The sequence below is a fragment of the Duganella sp. CY15W genome (assembly GCF_009857555.1).
GTDB lineage: Bacteria > Pseudomonadota > Gammaproteobacteria > Burkholderiales > Burkholderiaceae_D > Rugamonas > Rugamonas sacchari.
In genome coordinates, this window is sequence record NZ_WWCQ01000008.1 from 186,284 (window position 1) to 206,164 (window position 19,881).

At 62.2% G+C, this 19,881-nt stretch carries 17 protein-coding genes; 8 read left to right on the top strand and 9 right to left on the bottom strand.

Translation table 11 applies throughout. The annotated features are described in order from the left end of the window. Positions 1-98 precede the first annotated feature (98 nt). Positions 99-1,013: a triacylglycerol lipase gene (locus GTP58_RS28940; RefSeq protein WP_072787336.1), complete on the top strand. Its 915-nt coding sequence runs from the start codon at positions 99-101 to the stop codon at positions 1,011-1,013. Continuing rightward, positions 1,013-1,942 carry a lipase secretion chaperone gene (locus GTP58_RS28945; RefSeq protein ID WP_161080407.1) on the top strand — a complete coding sequence of 310 codons (930 nt, stop codon included), beginning with the start codon at positions 1,013-1,015 and terminating at the stop codon, positions 1,940-1,942. The genes GTP58_RS28940 and GTP58_RS28945 overlap by 1 nt, the downstream gene beginning before the upstream one ends. Here the strand turns inward: GTP58_RS28945 and GTP58_RS28950 are convergent, their stop codons facing one another. The 3 genes from GTP58_RS28950 to GTP58_RS28960 form a co-directional block, all read right to left on the bottom strand. Continuing rightward, positions 1,943-2,467 carry a hypothetical protein gene (locus GTP58_RS28950; protein ID WP_161080408.1) on the bottom strand — a complete coding sequence of 175 codons (525 nt, stop codon included), beginning with the start codon at positions 2,465-2,467 and terminating at the stop codon, positions 1,943-1,945. A 139-nt stretch (positions 2,468-2,606) separates the two neighbouring features. Next, a complete protein-coding gene (locus GTP58_RS28955; RefSeq protein WP_161080409.1) occupies positions 2,607-4,352 on the bottom strand; it encodes a methyl-accepting chemotaxis protein in 1,746 nt (581 codons plus the stop codon). 125 nt (positions 4,353-4,477) lie between these two features. Continuing rightward, positions 4,478-5,611, bottom strand: a complete 1,134-nt coding sequence (locus tag GTP58_RS28960) for a GGDEF domain-containing protein (RefSeq protein WP_373924790.1) — start codon at positions 5,609-5,611, stop codon at positions 4,478-4,480. Positions 5,612-5,757: 146 nt separating this feature from the next. Here GTP58_RS28960 and GTP58_RS28965 point away from each other — a divergent pair, with 146 nt between their 5' ends. The 3 genes from GTP58_RS28965 (at position 5,758) to serB (ending at position 11,094) form a co-directional block, all read left to right on the top strand. After that, on the top strand, positions 5,758-6,693 hold the full coding sequence (locus GTP58_RS28965; RefSeq protein WP_161080410.1) for a 5'-nucleotidase: 936 nt from the start codon (positions 5,758-5,760) through the stop codon (positions 6,691-6,693). 38 nt (positions 6,694-6,731) lie between these two features. Beyond that, positions 6,732-10,184, top strand: coding sequence for a transcription-repair coupling factor (mfd, locus tag GTP58_RS28970; RefSeq protein ID WP_202413900.1), 3,453 nt, complete (start codon positions 6,732-6,734; stop codon positions 10,182-10,184). A gap of 67 nt (positions 10,185-10,251) precedes the next feature. Next, positions 10,252-11,094: a phosphoserine phosphatase SerB gene (gene serB / locus GTP58_RS28975; RefSeq protein ID WP_161080412.1), complete on the top strand. Its 843-nt coding sequence runs from the start codon at positions 10,252-10,254 to the stop codon at positions 11,092-11,094. 6 nt (positions 11,095-11,100) lie between these two features. Here serB and GTP58_RS28980 read toward each other — a convergent pair whose 3' ends face one another. From GTP58_RS28980 to GTP58_RS28990, 3 genes are read right to left on the bottom strand one after another with little or no spacing between them, the layout of a single operon-like run. Further along, a complete protein-coding gene (locus GTP58_RS28980) occupies positions 11,101-12,066 on the bottom strand; it encodes a sensor domain-containing diguanylate cyclase (RefSeq protein WP_161080413.1) in 966 nt (321 codons plus the stop codon). Between the two features lie 41 nt (positions 12,067-12,107). Next, on the bottom strand, positions 12,108-12,593 hold the full coding sequence (locus tag GTP58_RS28985) for a low molecular weight protein-tyrosine-phosphatase (RefSeq protein ID WP_161080414.1): 486 nt from the start codon (positions 12,591-12,593) through the stop codon (positions 12,108-12,110). Positions 12,594-12,600: 7 nt separating this feature from the next. After that, on the bottom strand, positions 12,601-13,089 hold the full coding sequence (locus GTP58_RS28990; RefSeq protein ID WP_161080415.1) for a YfbM family protein: 489 nt from the start codon (positions 13,087-13,089) through the stop codon (positions 12,601-12,603). Between the two features lie 58 nt (positions 13,090-13,147). Between GTP58_RS28990 and GTP58_RS28995 the strand changes: the two genes are divergently transcribed. Next, positions 13,148-14,047, top strand: coding sequence for an alpha/beta fold hydrolase (locus tag GTP58_RS28995; RefSeq protein WP_161080416.1), 900 nt, complete (start codon positions 13,148-13,150; stop codon positions 14,045-14,047). Between the two features lie 22 nt (positions 14,048-14,069). Continuing rightward, positions 14,070-14,432 carry a hypothetical protein gene (locus GTP58_RS29000; protein WP_072787346.1) on the top strand — a complete coding sequence of 121 codons (363 nt, stop codon included), beginning with the start codon at positions 14,070-14,072 and terminating at the stop codon, positions 14,430-14,432. Here GTP58_RS29000 and GTP58_RS29005 read toward each other — a convergent pair. Genes GTP58_RS29005 through GTP58_RS31760 form a run of 3 tightly spaced genes read right to left on the bottom strand, consistent with a single transcriptional unit; the run spans position 14,404 to position 18,743 of the window. After that, positions 14,404-15,831 (bottom strand): UdgX family uracil-DNA binding protein, encoded by a 1,428-nt coding sequence (locus GTP58_RS29005; RefSeq protein ID WP_161080417.1) that lies wholly within the window; start codon positions 15,829-15,831, stop codon positions 14,404-14,406. The genes GTP58_RS29000 and GTP58_RS29005 overlap by 29 nt on opposite strands. After that, on the bottom strand, positions 15,828-17,057 hold the full coding sequence (locus tag GTP58_RS29010) for a putative DNA modification/repair radical SAM protein (RefSeq protein ID WP_161080418.1): 1,230 nt from the start codon (positions 17,055-17,057) through the stop codon (positions 15,828-15,830). Before GTP58_RS29010 ends, GTP58_RS29005 begins: the two co-directional genes overlap by 4 nt. A gap of 48 nt (positions 17,058-17,105) precedes the next feature. Next, positions 17,106-18,743 carry a methyl-accepting chemotaxis protein gene (locus GTP58_RS31760; protein WP_202413901.1) on the bottom strand — a complete coding sequence of 546 codons (1,638 nt, stop codon included), beginning with the start codon at positions 18,741-18,743 and terminating at the stop codon, positions 17,106-17,108. A 231-nt stretch (positions 18,744-18,974) separates the two neighbouring features. Here GTP58_RS31760 and GTP58_RS29020 point away from each other — a divergent pair, with 231 nt between their 5' ends. Continuing rightward, positions 18,975-19,880: a TauD/TfdA family dioxygenase gene (locus GTP58_RS29020; protein WP_161080419.1), complete on the top strand. Its 906-nt coding sequence runs from the start codon at positions 18,975-18,977 to the stop codon at positions 19,878-19,880. The last annotated feature ends 1 nt before the right edge of the window (position 19,881 follow it).

Sequence of the window (19,881 nt, forward strand, 5' to 3'; positions counted from 1 at the left end):
GGCCGTGCGTGCGGACTGCAAGGCCTTGACGCGGGTGCTACATTTTATTGACCGGGCCAGATCCCGGCATCACAACTACAACCATATCGGAGACCACCATGAGAAAACGCATCTGGCAGTACCTGACGTTGTGCCTTGCCCTGCTGAGCGCCCTGCCCGCCCCGTCGTGGGCGGCCGGCTACACCCAGACCAAATATCCCATCGTGCTGGTGCACGGTCTGTTCGGCTTTGACAATGTCGGCCCGGTCGACTATTTCTATGGCATCGCCAGCGCGCTGCGCAGCGGCGGCGCCACGGTCTACGTGACGCAGGTCTCGGCCGCCAACAGCACCGAAGTGCGCGGCGAACAGCTGCTGTTGCAGGTCAAGCAGATCCTGGCCGCGACGGGCGCTGCGAAAGTCAACCTGATCGGCCATAGCCATGGCGGCCCGACCTCGCGCTACGTCGCCTCCGTGCGCCCCGACCTGGTGGCCTCGGTCAGCAGCGTGGGCGGCGTCAATAAAGGCTCGCGCGTGGCCGACGTGCTGATCGGCGCGGTCCCCGATGTGACGTATAGCGTGGCCAATGCCGTCTCCGGCCTGATCAGCTTCCTGTCCGGCAGCCCGACCCTGCCGCAGAACGCGCGCGCAGCCGCCACCTCGCTGAGCACGGCCGGCACGCTGGCCTTCAACAGCCGCCATCCAGAAGGCGTGCCCACCTCCGCTTGCGGCGAGGGCGACTACCAGGTGCGCGGCGTGTACTACTTCTCGTGGAGCGGTGCCCAGCCGTACACCAACGTGCTTGACGCCAGCGACCCGGTACTGGCGCTGACGTCGCTGGCCTTCAACGGCGCCAAGAACGATGGCCTGGTCAGCAGCTGCTCCAGCCATCTGGGCCGCGTGATCCGCGACGACTACGCGCTCAACCACCTCGATGAAGTGAACCAGCTGATCGGCATTACCAATCTGTTCGAGACCAATCCGGTGACCATCTTCCGCCAGCAGGCCAACCGCCTGCAAGGACTGGGACTCTGATGCGGGCCGCGCTGCGCGTCGTGGTGTTGGCCGCCGTGGCGGCCGGCGGCGCCTGGCTGCTGTGGGCGCGCGGTGACGCGCCCGCATCCGTTGCCGCCGCGTCCGCGCAGCGCACCGCGCCAGAGCCATTGCCGTTTGCCCGCTCCATGGCCGGCACGCACGCCGATGGCGACGTGCGCGCCAACGCCAACGACCAGCTGGAAGTCAACGCCGAACTGGCCTATCTGTTCGACTACTACCTGGCCGGCCTGGGCGAACGGCCGCTGGACGCCATCCGCACCCAGATCATCAGCGAACTGGAACGCCGCCTGCGGCCAGCGCCGGCCGCCGAAGCTCGCCGCCTGCTGGACGCCTACCTGGCCTACAAGCGCGCACTGGTCGATGTGGAGCATGGCCTACCGCCGCCCGCCAATCCTGCCGAGGGCGCGCGCCAGCGCCTGAGCGCCATGCAGCAACTGCGCACCGCCTATTTCAGCAATGAGGAAATCGCCGGTCTGTTTGGCGCGAGCGACGCCTACGACCTGGACGCCATCGCCCGCCTCGACATCAGCAGCGACGCCAGCCTGAGCGCAGCGCAGCGCCAACAGCGACTGGCCGAGCTGGATGCCCGCCTGCCACAACAAGCCCGGGAAGAAAAAGACGCGCCGACCAAAGTGATACGGCTGGAGGAATCGGTTAGCGCAGCGCGCGCACGCGGCGCCGACGACAACGAGGTCTACCGCATGCGCGCCGCCGCCCTGTCACCAGCCGCCGCCGCGCGACTGGCCGATGTCGACCGCGAAGAAGCCGACTGGCAGCAGCGCATCAGCGCCTACCAGGCACAACGCAAGCAACTGCTGCAAAACACCGCCAGCGCGGCCAGCCTGCAGCAACTGCGCGACACCGGCTTCACGCCTGATGAGCAAAGACGCCTGGCCGCCTATGAATAATCAATGCACATAGCGGGCGATGAAATACACACCAGCCACCATCATTGACGCAAAACCGTAGAGCTTCCACAGATGACCGATCAGCGATTTATGCAGATCGAGTTTGGTCTCAGCCAAGGCGGCATAAAACTCTTCACGCTGTTTAGCCAACGCCGCATTGAATTCTTCACGCTGTTTAGCCAGCGCAGCGTTGAAGTACTCCCGCTGCTCCGCCAGCGCAGCATTGAAGTATTCCCGCTGCTCCGCCAACGCAGCATTGAAGTATTCCCGTTGCTGCGCCAACGCTGTATGAAAATCCTCACGATCTGCGGCCAAGGCTTCCTGGGATTCCAGCTTATGCCCGTACAGCAGCGTCAAAATACGCTCATGACCAGCCTGCATTTCACTACGCAATGCATGAAAGTCGTCCTTCGTGGCCAAGCTGCTCTGCATCACGGCGACATCCTTTTCCAATGCCCCTATCCGCACATCATAGGAATTTCTCTCACTTTCTTCAACCCGATGGTTGTCATTGGCGCCAAGCATGATCGTTCTCCTTGCAGACGAGCTGTCACGCTAGCACCGCCGCCGCGCGCCACGATTGAGATAAATCATATAAAAAAAAGCAGCCCGAAGGCTGCTTCACTGTGCTGCTGCGCCAGATAGTGGCTTACTTTATTGTCGGTTAAAACTCTTCCCAGTCGTCCGCCGATGCGGTGGCCATTTGCTTGGCTGGCGCTTTGGCGGACACCGCTTTCAGCGTCGGCCGCGCCGCTGCAGCCACCACACGCGGCGCGGCGACGGTCGTCTTGCGTGCGGCTATTGGCTGCGCGCGCGGCACCATCGATTGATCCATGCGGAACACGCTTACCACCTCCGCCAGTCCCGCCGCCTGCTCCTGCAGGGACGCCGCCGCAGCCGCAGCCTGTTCCACCAGCGCCGCATTCTGCTGCGTCACCGTATCCATCTGCCCTACCGCCATATTGATCTGATCGATGCCGGTGCTCTGCTCCTGCGTGGCCATGGTGATTTCGCCCATGATGTCGGTCACGCGCTGCACGCTGGTCACGATCTCGCCCATCGTCGCGCCGGCCTCTTCCACTAGCTTGCTGCCGGCGCCGACCTTCTCGACCGAATCGCCGATCAGCTCCTTGATTTCCTTGGCCGCTGCGGCCGAGCGATGCGCCAGCGTCCGCACCTCGCCTGCCACCACCGCAAAACCGCGGCCCTGTTCGCCGGCGCGCGCCGCTTCCACCGCCGCATTGAGCGCCAGGATATTGGTCTGGAACGCAATGCCGTCGATGACCGAAATAATGTCCACAATCTTGTTCGAGGACGCGTTGATCGAATCCATGGTTTCCACCACGCGCGCCACCACATCGCCACCGCGCTGCGCCACGCCGGATGCCGACTCCGCCAGCGTATTGGCCTGGCGCGCATTGTCCGCATTCTGGCGCACGGTGGAAGTTAATTCCTCCATCGACGATGCAGTCTCCTCCAGCGAAGTGGCCTGCTCTTCGGTACGCTGCGACAGATCCAGATTGCCCGTGGCGATCTCCTGCGACGCCGTGGCGATCGTATCCGTGCCATTGCGCACCTGGCCGACAATGCGGATCAGGCTGTCGTTCATGCCCTTGAGCGCGCCCAGCAGCTGGCCGGTTTCCTCGCTGGTGTGCACCTCGATGCGGCTGGTCAGGTCGCCCGACGCCACCGTCTGCGCCACGCGCACCGCCTCATTGATCGGATTGGTGATCGCGCCCGTGATGTAGGCCGCGCAACCGATCGCCACCACCGCCGCAATCACGGCCGCAATCACCATCGCCCACTCGGCGCTGGTCACGGCCGCCATGCCCTCATCCACACTGCTGCTCGAGATATCCTCATTCAGGCGTTCGATTTTCATGAGCGTGGTTTCGGCCTTCTGGAACAGCGGGCGCGACTGGTTGTAGGCCTGGTAGAAATCGCCAAACAAATCCTTCTGCTTCTGCTCATCCTTGTTGGCCGCGAGCGCCGTGATGGTGGCGCCGATCTTGTCATCGACGTTTTTCCACTCGGCCCATTCGGCCGTAAACTGCTTCCACATCACCGCCTCTTCCGCCGTTTGCGGCAGCGGCTCGTAGCGCTTCCAGCCACGGTCGATATTTGCCCATGCCTTCTTGCGCATCTCGATCGCTTCCGCGAACTTGGCCTGCGCCTGGAAATCGTTGGAATAAGTGCCCGCATACAGCGTGGCGGCCGCCACTGCGGTCTGGCCCTCGCTCATGACCAGCAAGCCCTGGATCGACGGCAGGCGCACCACGCCGATTTCGTTGACCGAAGCGCCAACCTTGGCAATGCCGCGATAGCCGGCCGAGCCCACCACCAGCAAGGCCACCATCATGATCGCGACCAGCGTCGCCAGCTTCCACTTGATGAGTAAATTCTTGAACATTGCGCACTCCTGTCAGTGGACCGTCGGATAGATTTGGTGAATATTGTTCCTAGCCAACAATATGCGGCCCCAGCAACGGCGGCGTCAATGAGATTGTGGCGACTTGTGGCGCGGTGTTCACAATCTCAGCCAGCGGCGACTCGGTTGCGTCCTGCACGTTTGGCCTCATACATGGCAGCGTCGCCGGCGGAGATCAGGCGTATCAGGTCGTAGTCGTGCTGATCGGAACAGACTACGCCCATGCTAGCCGTGTAGTTCACCGTCAGCTTGTCGAGCGACACCGCCTCCTGCTCGATGCGCGCACGCACGCGCTCCGCCACCTTCACGGCCGACGCCAGATCGACGCCATCGAGCACCAGCACGAACTCCTCGCCGCCAAAGCGCGCCAGCACATCGTGCGGGCGCAGCTCCACCTTGACCACGCGCGCCAGATGGCGCAGCACCTCGTCGCCCACCGGATGGCCGTAGCTGTCGTTAATGACCTTGAAGTTATCGACATCGATCATGATGACCGCGATGCTGCGCTGCGCGCGCTGGGCGCGCAGGAACATGCGTTTGCCCTGCACCTCCAGGCCGGCGCGGTTCAGCGCCGCCGTCAGCGCATCCAGCGTCGACAGGCGCCGCAGCCGCTCCGCATAGCGCCACATCACCATCTGGATCAGGCCGAACGCGATGCAGACCTGCGCCAGCGGCACCACCAGCGCGCTCAGGCCGATCACCAGCGAACTGGCATGGTCGGCCGGATCCGTATCCACCACCATGTGCAGGCCGCGCAGGAACAAGGCCAGTCCCAGCAAGGTAAAGCCGGCCACCGCGATGCCGGATACGCGCCAACTGCCATGCCGCGCCACTGCGGCCGCGCAGATCCAGTTAAGCAGTGCAAAATAAAAACCGCTGAAGCACAGGCGCGCGCGCAGGCTCGGCTCCACCACCGAGTAATACGCCGCCACCAGCACCGCAATCGCGGTAATGATGGCAATGCTGGTCCAGCTCAGCGAACTGGCGCAGTACACGCGCAGGCCGCGCAGCACCAGCGCCAGGCCGAACGCAATCACGCCGTAACTCAGCGCGCTGTTGATGAAGACGGGCACGCTGTCGAAATTCCCCAGCGTCATGCCGACCGACACCGCCACATTGCCCACCGCCCACCAGCGCTGCTCTGGCGGACTCTGGGTGTAGCAGGCGGAGGCCACCAGCAACGCCGTGGTCAGCAGCGTGACGCAGATTTGGACCAGCAAAAGGGTATCGAGGTTCAGCACGCCAGCATCCATGGAAAGGTAATGTCAATGTAGCGCAGCGCCTGCCCCGAAGCAATCTATAAATTGCAAGAGAGAAATCAAATCCCGCCGCCGCGCCACGCATGGATAAGGTACAGTAATGCTCTTCGCAGATTACGCCCTACGCCATGCCCTACCCCATTGAACACAAGCTGGTCATCGGTATCGCCTCCAGCGCCCTGTTTGACCTGACCGCCTCGCACCAGGTCTACCTGGAAGGCGGCGCCGAAGCCTATCGCAAGTATCAGGAACAGCAGATCGGCACCATCCTCGAAAAGGGCGTGGCCTTCCCCTTCATCCGCCGCTTCCTCAGCATCAACAAGCTGCATCCGGACACGGCGCCGGTGGAGGTGGTGCTGTTCTCGCGCAACTCGCCGGAAACCGGCCTGCGCGTGATGAATTCAATTGCCCATTACGGCCTGGATATTTCGCGCGCCTGCTTCCTGACCGGCGAATCGCCCTACCGTTATTTGCCCGCGTTCAACACCTCTTTATTTTTATCAGCAAATGAAGAAGACGTGCGGCGCGCCTTGGACGCCCACTACCCGGCCGGCCTGGTGCTGCCCTCGCGCACCGAGGACGACGAGGCTGATGGCGAACTGCGCATCGCCTTCGACTTTGACGGCGTGATTGCCGACGACGAATCGGAAACCGTCTTCAAGCGCAATAACAACGTCGACGAATTCCACGCCCACGAAACCGCGCGCGTGGCCATCCCGCACCAGCCCGGACCGCTGGCCGACCTGTTCCGCAAGCTGTCGCTAATGCAGCAGCTGGAAGAAGACGCCCAGCGCGCCGATCCCGCTTACCGGAAAGTCCTGCGCATCGCCATCATCACCGCCCGCAGCGCGCCCGCGCACGAGCGCGTGGTGACCACGCTCAAGAGCTGGGGCGTGTCGGCCAACGAAACCTTCTTCCTGGGCGGCATGGAGAAAGCCCGCGTGCTGGGGATTTTCAGGCCGCATATGTTCTTTGACGACCAGTTAAGCCACCTGCAATCGCCGGCCGGGAATATCCCGATGGTGCACATTCCGTTTGGCGTGGCCAACCGCCGACAGCCTTGAGCATGGCTTGCTATAATAGGTGTCTGGATAACCGTTGAATGTATGTTGTGTCGTCAGCCTTAACAAAATCCATTCCCAAACCTGGCAACCGCTTTGCCCTGCCCGCTCTGCATGGCTCGGCGGATGCGTACGCATTGGCGCAAATTGCGCTGGACCTCAAATCGCGTGGCCAGATGCTGGCCATCGTCGTGGCATCGGCCAGTGACGCTCAACGCCTGCTGGACGAAATCCCGTGGTTCGGCGGCGAGCAGCTGCGCTGCCACCTGCTGCCCGACTGGGAAACCCTGCCCTACGACGCCTTCTCGCCGCACCAGGATCTGGTGTCCGAGCGCCTGGCCACGCTGCATGAAATCTCCAGCGGCCAGTGCGACGTCATGCTGGTGCCGGCCACCACCGCGCTGGTACGTATGGCGCCGCCGTCCTTCCTGGCTGCCTACACCTTCTTCTTCCAGCAGGGCGAATCGCTGGACGAAGCCCAGCTCAAGGCGCAGCTGACGCTGGCCGGCTACACCCACGTCACGCAAGTGATGTCGCCGGGCGAATACTCGGTGCGCGGCGGCCTGATTGACCTGTTCCCGATGGGTTCCGCGCTGCCGTACCGGCTCGACCTGTTTGGCGACACCATCGAAACCATCCGCACCTTCGATGCCGACACCCAACGCTCGCTGTACCCGGTCAGGCAGGTGCGCCTGCTGCCGGGCCGCGAATTCCCGATGGACGAAGCGTCGCGCACCGCCTTCCGCAGCCGCTGGCGCGAGCATTTTGAAGGCGATCCGTCGCGCGCCGTGGTCTACAAGGACATCGGCGCCGGCATCGCCTCGGCCGGCATTGAATACTACCTGCCGCTGTTCTTCGAGCAGACCGCCACGCTGTTCGACTACCTGCCGCAAGGCGCGGTGGTCGCCACCGTGGGCGACATCGAAGCGGCCATCAAGCGTTTCTGGACCGATACCGCATCGCGCTACCGCTTCATCAAGTCCGACCGCGAGCGCCCCATCATGGCGCCGGAAGACCTGTTCCTCAACGAAGAGCAGTTCTTCGTGCTGGCCAAGCCGTATCCGCAGATCGCCGTGCGCAAAAATCCGGACGCCGGCGCTTCCGAGCTGTCGGCGCCGGTGCCCAACATCGCCGTCAACCGCCATCTGGACGACCCGCTGACCAATCTGCGTGGCTACCTGATGCAGTCCGGCAGCCGCGTGATGATCTGCGCCGAGTCCAACGGCCGCCGCGAAACGCTGCAGCAGTATTTCAACGAATACGACCTGGCACTGGCGCCGGTCGAAGGTTTCGACGGCTTTGTGGCCTCGGACGCCAAACTGGCGCTGGGCGTCGCGCCGCTGCATGCCGGCTTCGAGCTAGCCGCCGATGGCGCACGCCTCATCTTCATCACCGAGACCGAACTGTATGCGGGCTCCGGCCGCCGCGTCGGCAAGAAAAAGCAGGAAGCCGTCACCCAGGTCGAATCGATGGTGCGCGACCTGTCCGAGCTGAAAATCGGCGACCCGGTGGTCCACGTCAACCATGGCATCGGCCGCTACATGGGCCTGACCAGCATGGACCTGGGCGAAGGCGAAGCTGAATTCCTCCACCTTGAATACGCCAAAGAGACCAAGCTGTATGTACCTGTCTCGCAGCTGCATGTGATTTCGCGCTACTCCGGCGCCTCGCCGGACGACGCGCCGCTGCACACACTCGGCTCCGGCCAGTGGGAAAAAGCCAAGCGCAAAGCCGCCGAACAAGTGCGCGACACCGCCGCCGAACTGCTCAACCTCTACGCCCGCCGCGCGCTGCGCCAGGGCCACGCGTTTGAGTATTCGGCGCACGACTACGAACGCTTCGCCGACAGCTTCGGCTTCGACGAAACGCCGGACCAGCAGGAAGCCATCAACAACGTGGTGCGCGATATGACGTCGGGCAAACCGATGGACCGCCTGGTGTGCGGCGACGTCGGCTTCGGCAAGACCGAAGTGGCGCTGCGCGCGGCCTTCATTGCCGTCATGGGCGGCAAGCAGGTCGCCATCCTGGCGCCGACCACGCTGCTGGCCGAGCAGCATGCGCAGACCTTCGCCGACCGCTTTGCCGACTGGCCGGTGCGCATCGCCGAAATGTCGCGCTTCCGCACCGGCAAGGAAATCGCTCAGGCCATCAAGGGCATGGCCGACGGCACGCTCGACATCATCATCGGCACCCACAAGCTGCTGTCGGACGACGTCAAGTTCACGCGCCTCGGACTGGTCATCATCGACGAGGAACACCGTTTTGGCGTACGCCAGAAGGAGGCCCTGAAGTCACTACGCGCCGAAGTCGACGTGCTGACGCTGACCGCCACGCCGATCCCGCGTACGCTGGGCATGGCGCTGGAAGGCCTGCGCGATTTCTCGGTCATCGCCACTGCGCCGCAAAAGCGCCTGGCGATCAAGACCTTCGTGCGCAGCGAGGGCGAGTCGATCATCCGCGAAGCCTGCCTGCGTGAGCTCAAGCGCGGCGGCCAGGTCTACTTCCTGCACAACGAAGTCGAAACCATCCAGAACCGCCTGGCCATGCTGACCGAGCTGCTGCCGGAAGCGCGCATCGCCGTCGCCCACGGCCAGATGCACGAACGCGACCTGGAAAAAGTGATGCGCGATTTCGTCGCCCAGCGCTACAACATCCTGCTGTGCACCACGATTATCGAAACCGGTATCGACGTGCCGACCGCGAACACCATCATCATGCACCGCGCCGACAAGTTCGGCCTGGCGCAACTGCACCAGCTGCGTGGCCGCGTCGGCCGTTCGCACCACCAGGCCTACGCCTACCTGCTGGTACACGACCTGCAGTCGCTGACCAAACAGGCGCAGCGCCGCCTGGATGCGATCCAGCAGATGGAAGAACTGGGTTCCGGCTTCTACCTGGCCATGCACGACCTGGAAATCCGCGGCGCCGGCGAAGTCCTCGGCGACAACCAGTCCGGCGAGATGACCGAGATCGGCTTCCAGCTGTATTCCGACATGCTCAACGAAGCCGTACGCTCGCTCAAGGCTGGCAAGGAACCCGACCTGGCGGCGCCGCTGGCCACCACCACGGAAATCAATCTGCACGTGCCGGCGCTGCTGCCGGCCGATTTCTGCGGCGACGTCCACGAGCGCCTGTCGATCTACAAGCGTATGGCCAATTGCGCAACGCAGGACAAGATCGACGATATGCAGGAAGAGCTCATCGACCGCTTTGGCAAGCTGCCGGATCCGGTCAAGGCGCTGATCGAAACCCACCGCCTGCGCATCGCCGCCAAAACGGTGGGCATCATCAAGATCGATGCCCACACCGAGGCCGCCAATCTGCAGTTCATGCCCAAGCCGCCGATCGATCCAATGCGTATCATTGAGCTAATCCAGAAGAACCGCCAGATCAAGCTCAATGGCCAGGACAAGCTCAAGATCACTGCCGCCATGCCGGATCTGCCCGCGCGCGTCAGCCAGATCAAGGCCGCGATTAAACAGTTGACCGCATAACCAGACCATCGTACCGTGGCCACTTAGCCCAAACAATGCTAAACCTATGACAAACGCAAAAACCGCAATGAATCTCGTTTTACAAGGCGTGGACGACTGCAAGGCCCGTCTTGAGCGTATAGCCGCACTGACCGCCCCTGCCAATCTCACCTGGCTGAGCGACCGCGCCCTGCGTTGCGAAGGCATCACCTTTTCGCCAGCACTGCGCCAGACCATCGAAGTAGCAGCCCATGCGGCACAGCTGGACGCCACCTACTCCATCGGCTTCCACAAGATGAGCGAGTTCAAACTGGTGGCAATGGACATGGACTCGACCCTGATTACCATCGAGTGCATCGACGAAATCGCCGACATGCAGGGTTTGAAGAAGCAAGTCTCGGAAATCACCGAAGCGGCCATGCGCGGCGAACTGGATTTCTCGGAAAGCCTGAAACGCCGCGTGGCGCTGCTGGAAGGCCTGGACGCCTCGGCGCTGGAACGCGTCTACGAAGAACGCCTGCAACTGTCGCCCGGTGCGGAAAGCATGTTGAAAGCGGTGCAGGCGGCCGGCCTGAAAACCCTGCTGGTGTCGGGTGGCTTCACCTATTTCACCGAGCGCCTGAAACAGCGCCTGGGCCTGGACTACACCCACGCCAACCAGCTGGAAATCGTTGACGGCAAACTGACCGGCAAGGTAGTGGGCGGCATCGTCGATGCGGAAGAGAAGAAGCGTACCGTGGAACGCGTGTGCTCGGAACTGGGCATCACGCCGTCGCAAGCCATCGTCATGGGCGACGGCGCCAATGACCTCAAGATGATGGGCATTTCCGGCATGTCGGTGGCCTTCCGCGCCAAGCCGGTGGTGCGCGAACAGGCCAATGTGGCGCTGAATTTCGTCGGTCTGGACGGCATCCTGCCGCTGCTGCAATAACCCGGTTCAGTGCCGGCGCTTGGCCGCCTTGATCGCATACATCTGCGCGTCGCCGGCGGCCAGCAGTGCTTCCACCGATTGCGGCGCGGTCGGCTGGAATTCTTCCACCCCATAGGAAAACGCCAGGTCGTAGCCACGTCTGGCGCTGGCGTTGTAGTCATGTAGCTGCGCGCTGAACTTGTCAATCACCGCTTGCGCTTCCGGCTTGTTGGCCCCTGTCAGCAGCACCACAAATTCGTCGCCGCCCAGGCGCGCGCACAAGTCCGTGCTGCGGAAGCTGCTGCGCATCACACTGGCAAACGCCGCCAGCGCGCGGTCACCCTCCGCGTGGCCAAAGTTATCGTTAATCGGTTTGAAGCGGTCCAGGTCAATAAACGCCAGCGTCGCCGGCTGGTGATGGCGGACGCAGAAGCTGAGCCCATAGGCGGCCAGCTGCAGGAAGCCACGGCGGTTTGATATCTTGGTCAGCTCGTCCGTGGTAGCGTTCTGGAAGGCGCTGAGTTCATCTTCCACCATCGACGCCAGATCGTGCAGCGCCAGCTTGTCCTCCTGGTCAAAGTCGCGCGGTGCGCTGTCGACCAGGCACAGCGTCCCGACCTTGGCGCCGCCCACGGCACGCAGCGGACAACCCGCATAGAAGCGGATCTTTGGCCCGCCAGTGACCAGCGGGTTATCGGCGAAACGCTCGTCCGCCAGGGCATTGGGAATGTACAGGATATCGTCGCCAAGAATCGCGTGGCCGCAGAACGAGACGTTGCGCGGCGTTTCAGTCGCATCCAGCCCGGCGCTTGATTTGAACCACTGGCGGTTCTCGTCGACCAGGCTCACCAGCGCTGCCTCCACGCCAAACATGCGCTTGGCCATCCGGGTCACGCGGTCAAAGCGCTCTTCGGGCGGGGTATCCAGAACGTCAAGCGACTTTAGCGCTGAAAGCCGTTGAACCTCATCAGGGGGTATGCCGGGTTCTTTCAAGATGATCTCCTATGCCTGGTAAGCGTAGTCGTTTCATAATACTACCCGATCTTTTTGCCGCCGAGCGTAGCGATCAAGCCATCTGTGGCATCCTCGATATAGTCCAGCACCTGGTCAAAGCCCTTGCTGCCGCCGTAATAAGGGTCGGGCACCACGTCCGAGCCGCTGCGCGTGGCGTGCGACATCATCAATCCCAGCTTGTGCTGGTACTCCGGCGGGCACGCGGCTTTCAGCAACTTCAGGTTATCGTGATCCATCGCCAGCAGGTGGTCGAACTCCTCGAAATCGCGCGCCGACACCTTGCGCGAACGCTGCGCCGACAGGTCGTAGCCACGTTTGGCCGCATACTCCATCGACCGCGCGTCGGGCGGCTCGCCCACGTGATAGCCGTGTGTGCCCGCCGAATCGATCACGAAGCGGTGCGCCAGCCCGGCCGCTTGCACGCGATGGCGGAACACCCCCTCCGCCGTCGGCGAGCGGCAGATATTCCCCATGCAGACAAACAGCACCGATACCGGTTTAGCCATGCTTACCTCACGCAATGTAGAGCAGCAGGCCATCACCACGCTGGGCGGCGGCGGCATAGAACTGGGCCATTTCGCGGTAATTGTGCAGCACGTAGTCGAGATCCTCCTCCGGCTCCGTCCACACACCCGGATAGATGCCCGCTGCGGCCAGCCGGTCCGACGAAAAGCGCGCGCGGATGTCCTCTGCGCCGATGCCCGCCAGCGTGGCCGACAAGGCCCGCACCTCAGCTGGCTGCAGCACCCGTACCGGGCCATAATCCATTTCTTCGCCGACTGGCTCGCCACCGAAGATCACCGGCGCTGCATCGTCGGCGCCAGGTTCGGCGCTGCCGTTCAGCACAAAGTGAATCGCATGCCAGGCCTTGTCGACATCCATCGCATGCTGGGGCGGCGCCTGGTCTTCGCCATAGACGAAGTCACCCAGCGCATCGGGATCTGCCATAAAACGGTCTATCTGTTCGCTATCTACCGCAATGAACGAGGCACGCATACCCATGACAGTCAGCTCCTTATATAATCAGCATCATTGCATTTTATGCGAAAAAGGATCAGACATGGGTTATCGCTGCGGCTGCCGGTTGAGCAAGGTACACGACGCCGTACAAGGCGCGGACGTGCCGCTTGCGCTGCTCTATCCGGCCCACGGCGAAGAGCGTACCGAACACTTCGGCCCTTACTCGCTGGACGTGGCACTGGATGCCCCACCAGCGGCCGGCGTGTATCCGCTGGTCGTCATCTCGCACGGCCACTCCGGCACGCCATGGGCCTATCGCCAGCTGGCCAGACACCTGGTGCTGGCGGGCTTCATCGTCGCCCTGCCCGCCCACACGGGCAACACGCGGCTCGACAACACGCTGGCCGGCACCGCAGAAAACCTGGCCAACCGTCCGCGCCACATCACGCTCACCATCAACGCCGCGCTGGCCGATGCCACCGTGGGCGCGCATATTGTGGACAACGGTGTCGCCGTCATCGGCCACTCCATCGGTGGCTACACCGCGCTGGCGGCGGCCGGTGGCCTGCCCTGGAGCGGCCCTTATGACCGCAAGGATTCCGGCACACAGCCGGAGCCGGTGCCTGTCACGCCCGACGCCCGCATCCGTTCGCTGGTGCTGCTGAATCCAGCGACGTTCTGGTTTATCGCCGGTTCACTACGCCCGGTGAACCTGCCCATCCTGATACGTACCGGTGAAAAGGACGAGATCACGCCGATCGAACATGCACACAAAATTATCGAAGGCGTGGCCCATCCCGAACTGGTGGAACACCAAGACATAGCCGGTGCCGGACACTTCGCTTTCATGAGCAAGTTCCCGCCGGAGATGACGCGGCCGAACTTCAAGCCTTCGCAGGACCCGGAAGGCTTCGACCGCGAAACCATACAGCCGGAGTTCTTTGCCGACGTCACTGCATTCCTGCAGCGGACGCTGGGCGCAGCCCGCGCTGGCACGTAGTACGACAAAACGAGGAGAGATCATGTCCCAAGAACTGGTACTGGATGGCCGCCTGGAATCGGCCAAAACGACGGCCTGGTGGCTGTATGTGATACACGCCGTCAGCTTTGTGTTTTCGCTGGGCGCATTTTCCATCATCCCGCTGATACTCAACTATCTGCAGCGGCCCAGCACGGAGAACACCTTCGTCCATAGCCACCACACGTGGATGATCCGTTCGTTCTGGTGGTATGTGGTGCTGATCGTGGTCGGCTGCGCCTTCTTCATCACCATCATCGGCATTCCGGTGGCCTGGCTAATCTGGATTGGCGCCTGGCTGTGGAAAGCCTACCGCCTGATCGTCGGCATCGTCCGCATCAACCGGAACGAACCGGCGCCGCTGTAAGTTCCAGCGCCTGCCGCAGGCCATTGACGATCACCTCATAGGCCTGCTGGCGGATCGCCTCATCGGGCGCGCGCAGCACGTATGACGGGTGGTAGACCGTGATTACCCAGCGGCCGTCGTGTTCAAACGGCGCGTCCATTACCGACTGCATGGTCGCACTGCCCCGTTCCAGCACGGACTTCAGCCCCGTGCTGCCCAGCGCCACAATCACGTCCGGCTTCACGCGCGCCAGTTCTTCTTCCAGCCACAGGTGACAGGCGGCGATCTCGCTTTGCGCCGGGGTTTTATGCAAGCGCCGTTTGCCGCGCAACTCCCACTTGAAATGCTTGACGGCGTTGGTCAGATACACGGCATCGCGCTGGACGCCCGCTTCTGCCAGCGCACTGTCCAGCACCGCGCCTGCGGGGCCGACAAATGGCAAGCCTTGCAAATCTTCCTGGTCGCCGGGCTGCTCGCCTACCAGCATGATGCGCGCGTTGCTCGGCCCGACGCCGGGTATCGCCTGCGTCGCATTACGCCACAAATCGCAGCGGCGGCACTGGTCCAGCGTCGATGGCAGTTCACGCTGCGGCTGGGCGCGCTCTGCGGCGACGGGTATCGTGGTGGCGCCGCTGCGCCGGCCCACTGTGCTGGTCTGTCCGGTGCGACGCTCGCCGTTGGCCGCCGCGCTGACCATGGCAGGCACGATGGCGCCTTCCGGCAAATTCTTCCAGAAGCGCGATGGAATATGGCTGCGCAGCAGATCCGCGTTCACGCGCGCCGGATTGAAGATGCTGCGGTAGTAGGTCAGCCACAGCGCTTCGCCGGCATCGTCGATATCAGCTGCGCTGCGCATCAGCGGCGGCATGTCGTGCAACCGCTCGCCATCCCACGCCACGGCCGCTGCTGGCGTGGCGATCATCCAGCTGGTGCCGCCCATGCGGCGTGCAAAGTGCCGCGCCACCTGCGGGAGCACCTCGTGCGTGGGCTCGAACCAGGCGACAAAGCGCGGCGCGCCGTCCTCCTCCTTGCGCTCACGAAAACGCACGTAGGCATGCATGTCGTGCTCCTCGCGGTGCACTGCCTTGACCATGGCGTGCAGGCGCGCGCCATCGGGATCGGCGGCGGATACCACGTCGCGCTGACCCAGCTGCCAGCGCCACAGCACCTTGTACAGGAAAGCCCAGCGATCGGGCGTATTGAAGCAGCCGGCCGCCATCAGCATCTCCACCAGCTGGCGCGGCAGATGCAGTGCCGCCTGGCTCGCCGCTGCATGCGGTTGCGCGCCAAAAGCCGAGAACAGGTCGCCGTCGCTTTCGCTGGTCGCCCATTCCACCGATTCCGGCGCGATACGGCCCGCAATCAGCTCACGTGCCGCCACGCGCCACTCGTCAAACGAACGGACCACCTTGCGCATCATGCAGCCTGCAGCTCCGGCCACAGGTTCATTTGCTGCGGTGCTTCCGCCATGGCCCGCCGCAGATGTTCGGATGGACTGCTGTCGTTGGCCGGAAAATAGTCCGCCGTGATGATGAACGGTGAAATCTTCTTCATGCTGCACCTGAGTCGCGACAAGTCCGCATAGCGCACCTGGCGCAAACGCCGCAACTCCACAATCCGCTGCGCATTGCGTAATCCGATGCCGGGCACGCGCGCAATCATGTGCGGTTCCGCACGATTCAGGTCCAACGGAAAATGCTCGCGATGCGACAAGGCCCACGCCAGCTTGGGATCGATGTCCAGCGCCAGATTGCCGCTGGCCGGCAGCAGTTCATTGACCTGGAAGCCATAGCTGCGCAACAGGAAGTCCGCCTGATACAGGCGATGCTCGCGCTGCATGGGCGGCGGCGCCAATGGCACGCTCTTCGGGCTTTGCGGTATCGGACTGAAAGCCGAGTAGTACACGCGCTTGAGCTTATAACTGCCGTACAGCGTCTCGGCCGTGGTCAGGATTTGCTGGTCGTCGCTGGCATCGGCGCCCACAATCATTTGCGTGCTTTGCCCGGCTGGCGCAAAGCGCGGCGCCCTGGGCTCTTCCGCCTTTTCATCGAGCTTGCGGCGGATCGAGCCCATGGCCAGCTTGATGGTATGCACACTCTTTTCCGGCGCCAGCTTCTGCACACTGTCGTGCGACGGCAGTTCGATATTCACGCTGAGGCGATCGGCATAACGCCCCGCTGCCGCGATCAGTGCCGGATCGGCGTCGGGGATGGTCTTCAGGTGGATGTAACCACGGAACTGGTGCACCTCGCGCAGCTCACGCGCAACCTGCACCAGCTGCTCCATGGTGTAATCCGCAGACTGGATGATGCCTGAGCTGAGGAACAGCCCATCAATGTAGTTACGCAGATAGAAGTCGGTGGTCAGCTTTACCACTTCCGCCACCGTAAAGCGCGCACGCGGCACGTTGGAGGTGCGCCGGTTCACGCAATACTGGCAGTCGTACAGGCAGTAATTGGTCAACAGGACTTTCAGCAGCGAGACGCAGCGTCCATCGGGCGTATAGCTGTGACAGATGCCCATGCCCGTGGTCGCGCCAAAACCGTCCTTGCCGATGGAGTTGCGCTTCGGCGCCCCACTGCTGGCGCAAGAGGCGTCGTATTTGGCCGCATCCGCCAGGATTTCCAGCTTGTCATTCAGTTCCATCCCCGCCTCGCTATACTGTGCTTTTATACAGTATAGCAAAAATGCGGTCTAGCGCGAAGACAAGGATAGCCTGCGCGGCGCAGCATGCGACAGCGACGGCGGGCGCAAGGCGTTTTCCTCATGAGCGCTGAGACGGAACACGCTCACCAGCTGCGCCAGCGACGTGGCCTGCTCCTGCATGCTTTGCGCCGCCGTTGCCGCCTGCTGCACCAGCTCCGCGTTCTGCTGGGTCACCGTATCCATCTGCGCAATGGCCTGGTTCACCTGTTCGATACCGGTGCTCTGTTCCTTGCCAGCCATGGTGATTTCGGCAATCAGGTCCGTCACGTGGCGCACGCTGGCCACCACCTGGTCCATCGTGGTGCCGGCTTCCGCCACCAGCTTGCTGCCCTCTTCCACCTGGCTGACCGAGTTGCCGATCAATTCCTTGATCTCCTTGGCGGCGCCCGCAGAGCGCTGCGCCAGGTTGCGCACCTCGGACGCGACCACCGCAAAGCCGCGTCCCTGCTCGCCCGCGCGCGCCGCTTCCACCGCCGCGTTGAGCGCGAGGATATTGGTCTGGAAGGCGATGCCGTCGATGACGGTGATGATGTCCGCAATCTTGCGCGACGAGGCATTGATCGATTCCATCGTATCCACCACGCGGCCCACCACATCGCTGCCGGCCTGCGCCACGTTCGACGCAGAACCGGCCAGCTGATTGGCTTGCGCCGCCGTGTCGGAGTTCTGGCGCACCGTGGAGGTCAGCTCCTCCATCGATGCCGCCGTCTCCTCCAGCGAACTGGCCTGCTGTTCGGTGCGCGATGACAGGTCCAGATTACCGGCCGCGATCTGGTCCGACGCCGAGGCGATGACGTGGGTGGAACCGCGCACGTCGGTGACGATTTTCGCCAGGCTGTCGCGCATCATCTTCATTGCATGCAGCAAGCTATGCTCGTCGCCATCGCGCACTTCGACCTGCACCGACAGATCGCCGGCGGCGATGCGGTTGACGATATCGGCGGCATACGTCGGCTCGCCGCCCAGCCCGCGCATCAGGCTGCGCGTAATCAGCATCGCGCCCACCGCGCCCAGCACCACACTGCCGACCATCAGCGAGATGATCCACACGCGCGACGAGGCATAGCGCAGCACACCTTCTTCCGCTGCCGCCTTGCCGCCGTTGCTGTAGAAGTCCACCAGCTTGTCGACCTGTCCGCGCAGCGAGACGATGAGTTTATTCGACTCGCCACGGATCAGCTTCTTGCTCAGCTCCGTGTCACCGGCACGCACCGCTGCGCGGATCTTGGCATCTTCCACCATATAGCGTTCCCACTGTTCGACGAATTGGCCATACATCTGTTTTTCTTCTGCGGATTCCAGCAACGCCTCATAATCTTTTTGCATTTTTTGTAAATCAACAAGGTCGGCAGCGATTACCTTGTCATATTTATCTAATTCAGATGGATCTGTGGAAATAATATATTGCAATTCTCTGGTTCTAATGCGTGCGACTTGCGATTTAATATCTTCAATTACCCGCACACTGGGTAACCAGCGCGATGACAAGCGTGTCGATATTTCATTCACTTTTGATAGCTCGAATATTGAGAAGACCCCAACAATCGTAGTCATGAGCAATACCGCAATAAAAGCCAAGCTGAGCTTGGTTGCGACTGGCAATTCAGTCAATTGCTTCATTTCCATCTCTCCCCGATAATCGTTCTATAAAATATAAAAATGTTTTCTTCAAATAAAAACATAAGCAATTTATTCACCCAATAATACAACAAACCTAGCCAGTGTATTCCAATAGAATAGCGATCACAAAAGACTTTAGAGGTAATCATGCTGTCATCGATTGAATATCAAGGCAATATCTGCCTGGCTACAACAGATTTTTCATGGGGTAATGATCTTAATATTATTTTTGAGCTATTGAATAAGCGTTTTGATAGCTTTAACGATAATGGCTTTTATCCCCACGCGGACGAAGTGGCACTGCGCGAGGAACTCAAGGAAGTCGCCACCTTGCGCAAATTGAGTGAGCAAATCCGCAAGCTGGGCGCGAACGGTGTGGTGCTGCGCAATCTCGGCCTGCACGAACTCCCGGAGGATCGCCGCAACGCCGCGCTGTACGCGCTGACGCTGATGCTGGGATATCCGACCTCCACCGACCAGCGCACCGGCCGCGTGGCCTGGGACGTCAAGGCCCGTCCGGAAACCGGCGCCGATGGCCGCTTCGTCACGTTCTCGGAACGCGTGGGCAGCGCCGACATGCACACCGATTCATCGTTCTACCCGATGCCGGAAGAGCAGTTCATTCTTTACGTGGTCAATGCGGCCCGCTGCGACGGCGGCCATTCGATCCTGATTGACGCGGAAGACGTCTATCAGGCCTTGCACCGCACACCAGAAGGTGCGGCGGCATTCGAGCTGCTGAGCAAGGTAGAGGTTCCGTTCCGCGTGCCGGCCGTGTACGCGGCGGGCGATGAGAATATTGAAGTCTTCACGGCGCCAATCTTCGGACCGCCAAAACGCGACGGCGACCGCTTCACCATGCGCTGGCGTCATGACGCCATCATGAAAGGCCTGGCCGCACGTCCGGACCTGAGCAGCCCGGCGCTGGTAGAAGCACTGGAAATCATGAACTGCGTCGCTGAACAGGAAGCCCCGCGCTTCATGGAGCAGCTGCCGACCGACACGCTGATGCTGGCCGATAACCATCGCATGCTGCACGGCCGCACCACCTATAGCGACGAACGCCGCCACCTGATCCGTATCCGCATGTCGGACGTGCCGAATGCACAGCGCATCGGCCCATCCGGCGTGGTGCGGGACTAAA